The following is a 9,210-nucleotide window of genomic DNA, read 5'->3' as shown; positions in this document are numbered from 1 at the left end:
ATATCTAAAAATACATTTCTGTACTTTATTCAAAAAATATCATTTTAGGGCTTGACTTTTAATAGTTAGTCTCCTTAGTCAAATTCCGATTCTCTTAATTCTACAAACTTGAATTTTCAAATTAGTCTTTGCAAATAACCTTTGAATCTTCACCATCAATTACAATTCCCTGACGGTTGTTAATTGGGCATAGATTCAAATCCGAAAACTCAGTCATTATTTTCTCGGTAACTTTCTTAAACGGTGCTGTAAGATAATGCGGAAGAACATAGAAATCAATCAAATCAATCCCTGCATCATCTTCTTGTGAGTAGTCCTCCGGCTTTTCATCCATTTGCTCGATATATTGGATGCTTGGAGCGCATATAATTGCGCCTGCCGACTCGCCGATCATCAATTTTCCATTTGCCAATTCCTTTTTCAGCAGTCCATCAGTTCCCGTTTTACGGAGCTGGTCCATAAGAAAGAAAGAATTTCCGCCGGTAAAATATATCACATCTGCTTCTTCAAAAACAGACTGTATCGTTGAATAAGCCTCCGTTGAAATATCAATTTCAGTTACGATTGCTCCCAACTTTTTGAATAATTTTCGAGCCGAGCCGACATAACCGGTGTAGCCTTCACGCAGTGAAGCTGTTGGAATAAATGCGACTTTCTTATTTTCAATTTCTTCCTTTATCAGACTTCCTACACTTGAAAAGTGCGAACATAAAAATAGTTTCATCAATATTCTCCTTTATAAATCCCGATTTTCTTTATTCTACAAACTTGAATTTTTCTTGTTACTTATTTTTTTGATTGTGGCGCTTCTTATTCCACAGTGAACCTACCAACATACCGATTGCAGCGATTATTGCTCCGGCTACAATCATTCCCAAGTCAGGGGCATTCAGTTTGTTAAAAGCAATGTTGTTTGCCATTTTGAATGTGCCATATTCAGCAAGCATATACATTACGCCAAAGAAAAGAGTGAATGCCCATTTTCCTTTTCCCCAAAAGTTATTTTTACCAATAACAATAGATACAATAAATGTGGATATAGGAAGAATAAACCAAAGAAACATCAAACTGTAACCCATAGCGTCGCTTCCACTTGTAAAAAACCAGAACACTATCATTGCAAACGCCCAAATCAAGAGATAGGAGAGAATCGTAATAATCTTGTTTCTGTTGGCATTGCTTTTCACAACATTCGTACTTTCTTCAAGATAATCATAATAGCTTTTCATTTTTTGTTCTCCTTTCAATAGATAGTCAAGAGAAACATCGTAGCATTCGCTCATTTTAATGACGCTGATAATATCTGGATAGGATTTTTCATTTTCCCAATTTGAGATGGTCTGACGACTCACACCCAACAATTCGGCAACCTGTTCTTGCGTCAGCTTTTTTTCAATTCGGGCTGCCTTGATTTTGCATCCAATATCATGCTCCATGCCACTATACCTCCTTGCACTTTTATTGTAGGAAAAACACTCACTATTGTCTACAAAATAGCTTTGACATCACTTATTATGCGTGTCAAAATCCTTTTACATCTGCCAAATTCCGAATCTATGCCTTTCTCTTAAGTGATTTAAAAAATAATCCACTCACAATCAACATCAGCACAGCCTGAACATCTGAAGCAATCAACTGTCCTATTGCAGCTACAGGAATAGGTTGCAATGGCCATGGTTCAACAAATGAAGCAAGGCAAGCCCTAAAAACCCAAACCACTGTAAGAAAGAAATAAAAGTAGATTACTTCCCGATTCATTGCCAATGCTCTTTTGCCTAGCATGATAAGCAGCACACTTAATCCAAACAGCAATAATGAAAAGCAGTAATTGGTGTAATCAATCCCTACTATAAGATTCTCATACTGCATTGGAAGATAGTCATACCATTGAAACATCCATGGAACAAAGAAATGCCATAGTCCAACCAAAGCGCTAATTACAACTGTAATAAAATATAAGATGCGTATTCCTTTTTTCAAAACAATCCTCCTACATACTTCGATTTGTATTATTGGTTATTATATTTGGCGGCTTGTTCTTTCCAGTATGCCATAATATTTTCAACCATTGTAATACACTCATTTTTAGCAGTAGTTTCATTATATTCTTGCATATTGCTGAAAATATGTCCGCATGGTTCTAAATCATCATCTTCAAAACCACCACAAACGCCAACAAGCCATTTACCAAGCAACGACGCTTTGAATTTGAAAATGTAATAATGCATTTCATTAAAATCAAATTCACCTGCACATTCAATTTTGAAAGGCTTTTTTCCTAATTCATGAGGGTCAGATAACCATTCAATCATTGCTGTTTGTGCTGCGTATAGCTGTTCCTTATTCATTTCCATATACCTCCAAAAATTCCGATTTGTTTTACCCATTTTAACATAAAACTCACCCAAGTTAAAACTACAATTATCAATCATTCCACTCCCCCTGACACCAAGTGCCACAAAAGTGCCCAACTTGCTCACAAACATTCCCAGTGTTTATGCGGGTTTTCAAAATCACAATAATTAATGTATGGAAATAATAAAGAATGAATTTCTTCACAAGACGACCGTTCCCCTCCTAGTCAGTAGGCACGAAAAGAAAAAAGGGAATGGTTTTTCAACCATTCCCATCTTAATGAGCCCACCGGGGTTCGAACCCGGGACACCTAGATTAAAAGTCTAGTGCTCTACCAACTGAGCTATGAGCCCTTATTAAATTAAATAATAAGCTTGTCTATTCAGATGCTAAATTCAACGGCAATCTTTTCTGCCAGAAGAACCATCATGCTAACCGTACGACAGCCCAACTGGGCTAGCTGGATTCGAACCAGCGTGATGCAGGGATCAAAACCCTGTGCCTTACCGCTTGGCGATAGCCCAAAAATAGATAAGGGTGGATACAGGGATTCGAACCCTGGGCCTTCAGAGCCACAATCTGACGCGCTAACCAACTGCGCTATACCCACCACATAAAAAAACGTCGCTCGCAGCATATTCTATGTTGCTTCGCAACCAGCTATCTCATCTGAGAAAATTATCTCTTATTAGATAAAAAGTGTGCCCGAAGGGATTCGAACCCCCGACCCACGGCTTAGAAGGCCGTTGCTCTATCCAGCTGAGCTACGAACACACAAAGCGGGTGATGGGAATCGAACCCACGTATCTAGCTTGGAAGGCTAGTGTTCTACCATTGAACTACACCCGCATAAATGATCGGGGTGACAGGATTCGAACCTGCGACCTCTTGATCCCAAATCAAGCGCTCTAGCCAAGCTGAGCCACACCCCGATATGCAATTGATGTTTGATACGTTTCATTCAGTTTTGAATTACTCTGTATCGCAACGACAAGATGTATTATAGTATAAGACCCCTATGTTGTCAACACCTTTTTTGAATTTTTTTTAATTTTTTTAACATTTTTTTCAAAACCTGTTTAAACCCGCATAAATAGGGGCTTAAAAGACTTTTATTTTTTTGAATCCCAGCATAAAATCATCTTAAAAACATAAAATCACAAAATTTTATTTTAATTTTTTACTATCAGATTGACTTTAATTTAAAGCCTACTTCACCATTATCAAGAACTTCCATCATGATATATGTACATTTTTTATCAGCCTGTCTCGGATAAGAAATACTGCCTGGATTAATGAGCATAATCTCATCTTCAACAGAAATAACCGGTCTGTGTGTATGTCCAAACATTACAATATCAAACCCTCTTGATATCCCCTCTTCTCTTATTGTCTGCAAATCAAGCGAAACATAATAATAGTGCCCATGTGTAAGCAGCACTTTATATTTTCCGATCTGTGTCTCAATCTCTTTGTCATATGGCGAAAAAAAGTCATTATTTCCCGGAACAAACATCACTTCACATCCAGCCATTCCTCTTATAACTTCATCCTCTCCCTCAAAGTCCCCGAGATGTATAAGCTTGTCAATATTACCCTCACGATACAATGCTTCTGCAAGATTCGTAATCCGTCTGTGGGTATCGCTAACTATCATAATCCGCTGCATATAATCTCACCTCATTTTCATAAGAATAGGAAATACCTCTTTTACTTTTTTAAGTGCCTTTCCACGATGGCTTATACTGTTCTTTTCGTCCGCAGAAAGCTCAGCAGAGCTTTTTTGGTATTCAGGCAGGAAAAATATAGGGTCATATCCAAAGCCATTCTCTCCGAGCGGTTTATCACCTATAATGCCCTCCATTGTCCCTCTAAAAGCAAATTCATCACCTTCCGGAAATACAATTGCAACTACTGCCACAAATCTTGCACTTCTGTCACTTCCAATAACACCTTTAAGTTTATCAATAATAGCCTGATTCTTTATCTCATACGGCGTATCATGCCCCATAAATCTTGCTGAATGAACCCCCGGCTCCTTATTAAGCCAGTCAACTTCAAGTCCCGAATCATCTGCAAGCGTCACACAACCGGTCATCTCACTGATAGTCCTTGCTTTAATCAATGCATTTTCAGAAAATGTACGTCCGTATTCTTCTATATCTACATCAATTCCGGCTTCTTTCATTGAAACAAGCTCAATGTCCATATCTTTTAAAATTTCCCTGAATTCTTTTATTTTTCCCATATTATTAGATGCAAGTATAACTTTTTCCATCATCAGGTCTCCTATCTGTTATTTGTATACATTTTTAGGCATATATTACATTCCTTTGACTCCTCAACATGTTCCCATGATTTGCCTATAAGACTTATATATCCCTCACCATCGTCAATCACAACATTTTTTGTTGAACGACCAGCTTTATACTCAATTGCAATCGGATGTACTGCTCCTGGCGTTGTAATTTTGACTATAATGGCATATTTTTTACCCTCTGCCATATTAACTGCTTTGTTCAAATCAACCGTGTAATAGCCCTCATTTGTAAATTTGCCCGATTGCAGATAAACCTTATTGCAAAATGACTCAGTCCCCTCAAAATTATCAACATAATATATTTCATAAGATGTATCTTTTCCTGTTGCATAAAATCCTACTGCTTTCAGTTCTTCATCTGACTGTGCTGTGTAAACATTGGAAAAATAGGCTGTATCACATTCATAACCCAGCTGTCCTACCCAGCCACACAAATCACTCTGATATATATTATCATAATTGTCATTATCCTCTACACGCGTATATACAACATTATGGATTCCTATATTAGAATCATAATATGACACGTAAAACAAACCATCATCGCCAAATCTGTCTCCCCAGCTGTTCACACATATAAATGCACCATTTCCCTCGAGGCTTACGCTGAAATTATCTTTAGAATAATTATCATCCCATCCAATTATAACGACATCATGATTCGGCTTTTTTGTACCTATATAGCAATATGAATAATTTTTATCATTGTAATACATTGAACGCTCTCCGGCATAACTCATTGATGTATACAATGATGATTCAACACCGCCATATAAAAATACAGCTTTTTTTACAGCTTCAAGATTCTTACTCTCAATAATCTGTGCTTCCTGAACATGCTTTACAACTCCGGCATCCGGATTATTTATGCCATCACCATACACATCGTCTTCTTCAAGAACAGGTCCTCTCCAAGATGCAAGATATGAAATCGCTCTTGTATAATCTCCACCATCATACTGAGCACCAAAATATCCACTGTTCCATACCATATTATCCTCAGAAAAATCGTATTTTTCCTCTGGCATAAGACTTGTCTCAACTGCCGTAAGCGATGCAAATGCCCAGCATGTTCCATATATTCCCTGGTCTTTTATTTTTCCCAGTCGTCCTACATCATAATAACTGTATCTTGATGGAAGTATGCTCTCATCTTTCTTCGTGTCTACAAGATTAAGCGTATTTTCTACCGAATCCCACTTATACGTATAACCAAATCCTTCTTCAAGCACATGTGCATTAATATAATATCCGTCATCATCCCTCTTCATTGCATTTTCAAGAAATACTTTTTTGCCATTAACATCAATAAAAGTATCATAACTGTCAATTGACACCACGGTATTCCCCTTCTGAAGTTCTATCCCATCATCAGAAACAGTATTGAATGCACACTTGAATGAATTTCTGAATATATACGTTGGAATCATAATATCAAGATTATTTTCCATATAAATTCTGTTTTTTGCAAATGCTACCTCAACGCCGTCTACAATCAGCCTTAACTGATTTTCGCTGGCATCAGACGCAATTATATCCTGCCATTCACTCGGACGGTCTTTCGCTGTAATTACAACATTGCCAAGTGCTATTCCCTTATCCTGTGCAACCGCTTCAAGCAGATATACTACTGCTACAGATAAAATAAAAATCAATCCCAGATATAACTTACGGCCTTTCAAATCTTATCCCCTTTTGTCTAATCTCTTCTATTAATCTCTCTTCTTTGGTGGCTTAGGTCCTATAAATGAATAAAAATATGTCTTTAACATACCATTATAAATCTTTCTGTTTTTATCAGCTTTCCTGCCAAAATATTTTTCTATATCCTGATATGAAGTAATAACATATGCTGACCAGCTGTCCAACTGTGCAAACTGTCTTCCTAAAGCACTATATATTGCAGGAAGTGCCTCTTTTTCCTCAAGACGTTCGCCATATGGCGGGTTAGTAATAATAAATCCATATTTCTTCGGGTGTGACAATTTAGCCACATCTCTTTGCTGGAAATGTATAAGATTAGCAACACCTGCATTTTCAGCATTCCTTCTGGCAATCTTAATCACATCACCATCAAGATCATATCCCTGAATATCAGTCTCAATATTAGTATTAACCATATCATTAGCCTCTGTTACAGCCTCATACCATTCCTTTTTAGGGATAATTCCCGACCAGCTCTCTGCTGTAAAATCACGATTAAGCCCGGGTGCAATATTCGCTGCAATCATAGCTGCTTCAATCGGAAATGTTCCACTTCCGCAAAAAGGATCAATCAATATCCTGTCTTTATTCCAGGGAGTCAGCTTAATAAGTGCAGCTGCAAGACACTCCGAAATCGGTGCTTTTCCTGCCTCTGGACGATATCCTCTCTTATGAAGAGAATTGCCTGTTGTATCAAGTGCAATAGTCACAACATCCTTTAATATAGTTACTCTTATAGGATAAGACTCCCCATCCTCTTTAAACCAATTTATACGATATTTAAGTTTTAACCTTTCGACAATGGCTTTCTTAACAATAGACTGTATATCAGAGCTGCTGAAAAGCTTACTGTTTACCGAATTAGCCTTTGTAACCCAGAACTTTCCATCCGCCGGAATAAATTCTTCCCACGGAAGCTCTTTTGTCTGGTCAAATAATTCCGTAAAAGTCACTGCATTAAACTGTCCAACTTTCAAAAGGACTCTCTCAGCCGTTCTAAGATTAATATTAGCACGGCATATAGCCTCAGCATCACCTTCAAATGTTACCTTACCATCTTCAACTGATATAATCTCATATCCAAGTTCATATATTTCTTTTTTCAACACCGATTCAAGTCCAAAATGACATGGTGCAATCAATTCATATGTATTCATCAATTCTCCATTTCTTAATATTACAGTATCATACACTTAATATATTAATGCTTGTTCCAATAGCTGTCAAGCTGTTATATATCTACCTTTATATCTTTCGATTCCACCGGCTAAAGACTTAACATTAAAGCCTGCCATTGACATTTTTCTGCACATAAAATAGCTTTGTGCTCCTCTGCTGCAATATAACAGAATAATCTTATTTTTCTTTAGTAAAACATCACCGGTTCGCACAATTCCGGTTCTGCCATACATATAATTTTCAATCGCGTTTTCTAAATCTTCTGCATTTATAGAAACAGCTCCCTTTATATGTTTCTTCATATAATCCTTTTCACTTCTCAAATCTATTATAAGCGGATTCTCTTTTTCAATATACCTGTCAAACAAAGAACTTCCAATAATTTCGCACGCCATAATATGTCTCGCTCAACTTTTACATCCTTCTTAACATTATATGCTGCATGAAGTGCATAATTGCAATATTTTATTATGTCCTGCCAATAGACAATATAACTATCCAATGGCAGGACATTTGTTTGTTGTTTATTTGTTATTTTATTTAATAAATTCTATTACATTCAAAATTTAATCTTCTGAACTGTTGTAACTATTTGAGCTATTTGAACTGTTATAGCTGTTTGAACTGTTTTTTGATGAATTCTTTGATGAATTTTTACCTGATGTCTTATTGTATGAATTACTCTCATTTGATGAGTTGTATGAATCTGTTGAGTTAGATGAATTATATGAGTTATTGGAACTATTCTTAGACATATCTATGTCCTCCTTAAATATAATAAATTTTACGTTTATTATTATTTTCAGATTTTCCAATAAATATACAAAAAAAACTGTATAAAAGAAATCTTCTTTTACACAGTTTTTAATGTACGTGACAAGATTCGAACTCGCGACCTTCTGGTCCGTAGCCAGACGCTCTATCCAGCTGAGCTACACGTACTTATAAAGTCAAATTAATGACAATGCCGGCAACGGGAATCGAACCCGTATGGGAGTATAAGTCCCGCAGGATTTTAAGTCCTGTGCGTCTGCCAGTTCCGCCACACCGGCACATATGGGACCTACAGGGCTCGAACCTGTGACCCTCTGCTTGTAAGGCAGATGCTCTCCCAGCTGAGCTAAGATCCCATGATGCTAATTAATACAATATATTCTATTGTAAGCGACCCGGATGGGGTTCGAACCCACGACCTCCGCCGTGACAGGGCGGCGCTCTAACCAGCTGAGCCACCAGGCCATTTTATAGTAAATCTAGTGGACCTTCGGGGACTCGAACCCAGGACCGACCGGTTATGAGCCGGTTGCTCTAACCAACTGAGCTAAAGGTCCAAGTAGAGCCGACAGTCGGAGTCGAACCAACAACCTGCTGATTACAAATCAGCTGCTCTGCCATTGAGCCATGTCGGCATAATTGGAGAGATTTACTATAAGTGACTCCAAGGGGATTTGAACCCCTGTTACCGCCGTGAAAGGGCGGTGTCTTAACCGCTTGACCATGGAGCCTTATTTAATTATAAAGGTGCTAAATCTTCAAAAGACTGTAAACATGGAAACTGCTTACAGTCTTTATAAGCTCCCCGAGTAGGACTCGAACCTACGACAGCGCGGTTAACAGCCGCGTGCTCTACCGACTGAGCTATCGAGGAAAAT

10 protein-coding genes and 14 tRNA genes are annotated in these 9,210 nt (G+C 37.7%); all 24 read right to left on the bottom strand.

Going from position 1 to position 9,210, the window contains the following annotated elements; genetic code table 11:
* Positions 1 to 121: 121 nt before the first annotated feature.
* On the bottom strand, positions 122 to 724 hold the full coding sequence (locus WMO38_RS14680; protein ID WP_007888235.1) for a Type 1 glutamine amidotransferase-like domain-containing protein: 603 nt from the start codon (positions 722 to 724) through the stop codon (positions 122 to 124).
* 58 nt (positions 725 to 782) lie between these two features.
* Positions 783 to 1,436, bottom strand: coding sequence for a helix-turn-helix transcriptional regulator (locus WMO38_RS14675; protein ID WP_012738664.1), 654 nt, complete (start codon positions 1,434 to 1,436; stop codon positions 783 to 785).
* A 118-nt stretch (positions 1,437 to 1,554) separates the two neighbouring features.
* Positions 1,555 to 1,980: a hypothetical protein gene (locus tag WMO38_RS14670; protein WP_012738663.1), complete on the bottom strand. Its 426-nt coding sequence runs from the start codon at positions 1,978 to 1,980 to the stop codon at positions 1,555 to 1,557.
* A 29-nt stretch (positions 1,981 to 2,009) separates the two neighbouring features.
* Positions 2,010 to 2,348, bottom strand: coding sequence for a hypothetical protein (locus WMO38_RS14665; RefSeq protein WP_055272228.1), 339 nt, complete (start codon positions 2,346 to 2,348; stop codon positions 2,010 to 2,012).
* A 287-nt stretch (positions 2,349 to 2,635) separates the two neighbouring features.
* Positions 2,636 to 2,708 (bottom strand) — tRNA-Lys (locus WMO38_RS14660).
* A gap of 98 nt (positions 2,709 to 2,806) precedes the next feature.
* Positions 2,807 to 2,879 (bottom strand) — tRNA-Gln (locus WMO38_RS14655).
* A gap of 12 nt (positions 2,880 to 2,891) precedes the next feature.
* Positions 2,892 to 2,965 (bottom strand) — tRNA-His (locus WMO38_RS14650).
* A 90-nt stretch (positions 2,966 to 3,055) separates the two neighbouring features.
* A tRNA-Arg gene (locus WMO38_RS14645) sits at positions 3,056 to 3,129 on the bottom strand.
* Positions 3,130 to 3,133: 4 nt separating this feature from the next.
* A tRNA-Gly gene (locus WMO38_RS14640) sits at positions 3,134 to 3,204 on the bottom strand.
* A gap of 8 nt (positions 3,205 to 3,212) precedes the next feature.
* Positions 3,213 to 3,287: transfer RNA gene (locus tag WMO38_RS14635), tRNA-Pro, on the bottom strand.
* A gap of 254 nt (positions 3,288 to 3,541) precedes the next feature.
* The gene (locus tag WMO38_RS14630) at positions 3,542 to 4,024 is read right to left on the bottom strand and encodes a metallophosphoesterase family protein (protein WP_021865981.1); all 483 of its coding nucleotides are present in this window, start codon (positions 4,022 to 4,024) and stop codon (positions 3,542 to 3,544) included.
* Positions 4,025 to 4,030: 6 nt separating this feature from the next.
* Entirely contained in the window at positions 4,031 to 4,633 is a 603-nt protein-coding gene (locus WMO38_RS14625; RefSeq protein ID WP_349163178.1) for an XTP/dITP diphosphatase, read from the bottom strand.
* A gap of 11 nt (positions 4,634 to 4,644) precedes the next feature.
* A complete protein-coding gene (locus WMO38_RS14620) occupies positions 4,645 to 6,357 on the bottom strand; it encodes a lectin like domain-containing protein (RefSeq protein ID WP_349163177.1) in 1,713 nt (570 codons plus the stop codon).
* Positions 6,358 to 6,387: 30 nt separating this feature from the next.
* A complete protein-coding gene (locus tag WMO38_RS14615; protein ID WP_186837503.1) occupies positions 6,388 to 7,536 on the bottom strand; it encodes a THUMP domain-containing class I SAM-dependent RNA methyltransferase in 1,149 nt (382 codons plus the stop codon).
* Positions 7,537 to 7,602: 66 nt separating this feature from the next.
* The gene (locus WMO38_RS14610) at positions 7,603 to 7,953 is read right to left on the bottom strand and encodes a rhodanese-like domain-containing protein (protein ID WP_349163176.1); all 351 of its coding nucleotides are present in this window, start codon (positions 7,951 to 7,953) and stop codon (positions 7,603 to 7,605) included.
* Between the two features lie 171 nt (positions 7,954 to 8,124).
* Entirely contained in the window at positions 8,125 to 8,313 is a 189-nt protein-coding gene (locus WMO38_RS14605; protein ID WP_349163175.1) for a hypothetical protein, read from the bottom strand.
* A 113-nt stretch (positions 8,314 to 8,426) separates the two neighbouring features.
* Positions 8,427 to 8,500 (bottom strand) — tRNA-Arg (locus tag WMO38_RS14600).
* A gap of 23 nt (positions 8,501 to 8,523) precedes the next feature.
* A tRNA-Leu gene (locus WMO38_RS14595) sits at positions 8,524 to 8,610 on the bottom strand.
* 5 nt (positions 8,611 to 8,615) lie between these two features.
* Positions 8,616 to 8,688 (bottom strand) — tRNA-Val (locus tag WMO38_RS14590).
* 35 nt (positions 8,689 to 8,723) lie between these two features.
* Positions 8,724 to 8,797: transfer RNA gene (locus tag WMO38_RS14585), tRNA-Asp, on the bottom strand.
* A gap of 18 nt (positions 8,798 to 8,815) precedes the next feature.
* A tRNA-Ile gene (locus tag WMO38_RS14580) sits at positions 8,816 to 8,889 on the bottom strand.
* Positions 8,890 to 8,895: 6 nt separating this feature from the next.
* Positions 8,896 to 8,967, bottom strand: a tRNA-Thr gene (locus WMO38_RS14575).
* 24 nt (positions 8,968 to 8,991) lie between these two features.
* Positions 8,992 to 9,063 (bottom strand) — tRNA-Glu (locus tag WMO38_RS14570).
* A gap of 70 nt (positions 9,064 to 9,133) precedes the next feature.
* Positions 9,134 to 9,206 (bottom strand) — tRNA-Asn (locus tag WMO38_RS14565).
* Positions 9,207 to 9,210: the final 4 nt, after the last annotated feature.

Origin of the sequence: Lachnospira hominis (ex Hitch et al. 2025) (genome assembly GCF_040096395.1) — a bacterium.
GTDB lineage: Bacteria > Bacillota > Clostridia > Lachnospirales > Lachnospiraceae > Lachnospira > Lachnospira hominis.
This window is presented reverse-complemented; position numbering and strand designations above follow the sequence as displayed.

Coding starts and splice junctions, on each gene's coding strand:
- WMO38_RS14675 (WP_012738664.1), bottom strand. CDS start 1,436: ATGGAGCATGATATTGGATGCAAAATCAAGGCAGCCCGAATTGAAAAA.
- WMO38_RS14615 (WP_186837503.1), bottom strand. CDS start 7,536: ATGAATACATATGAATTGATTGCACCATGTCATTTTGGACTTGAATCG.
- WMO38_RS14605 (WP_349163175.1), bottom strand. CDS start 8,313: ATGTCTAAGAATAGTTCCAATAACTCATATAATTCATCTAACTCAACA.
- WMO38_RS14610 (WP_349163176.1), bottom strand. CDS start 7,953: ATGGCGTGCGAAATTATTGGAAGTTCTTTGTTTGACAGGTATATTGAA.
- WMO38_RS14665 (WP_055272228.1), bottom strand. CDS start 2,348: ATGAATAAGGAACAGCTATACGCAGCACAAACAGCAATGATTGAATGG.
- WMO38_RS14680 (WP_007888235.1), bottom strand. CDS start 724: ATGAAACTATTTTTATGTTCGCACTTTTCAAGTGTAGGAAGTCTGATA.
- WMO38_RS14630 (WP_021865981.1), bottom strand. CDS start 4,024: ATGCAGCGGATTATGATAGTTAGCGATACCCACAGACGGATTACGAAT.
- WMO38_RS14625 (WP_349163178.1), bottom strand. CDS start 4,633: ATGGAAAAAGTTATACTTGCATCTAATAATATGGGAAAAATAAAAGAA.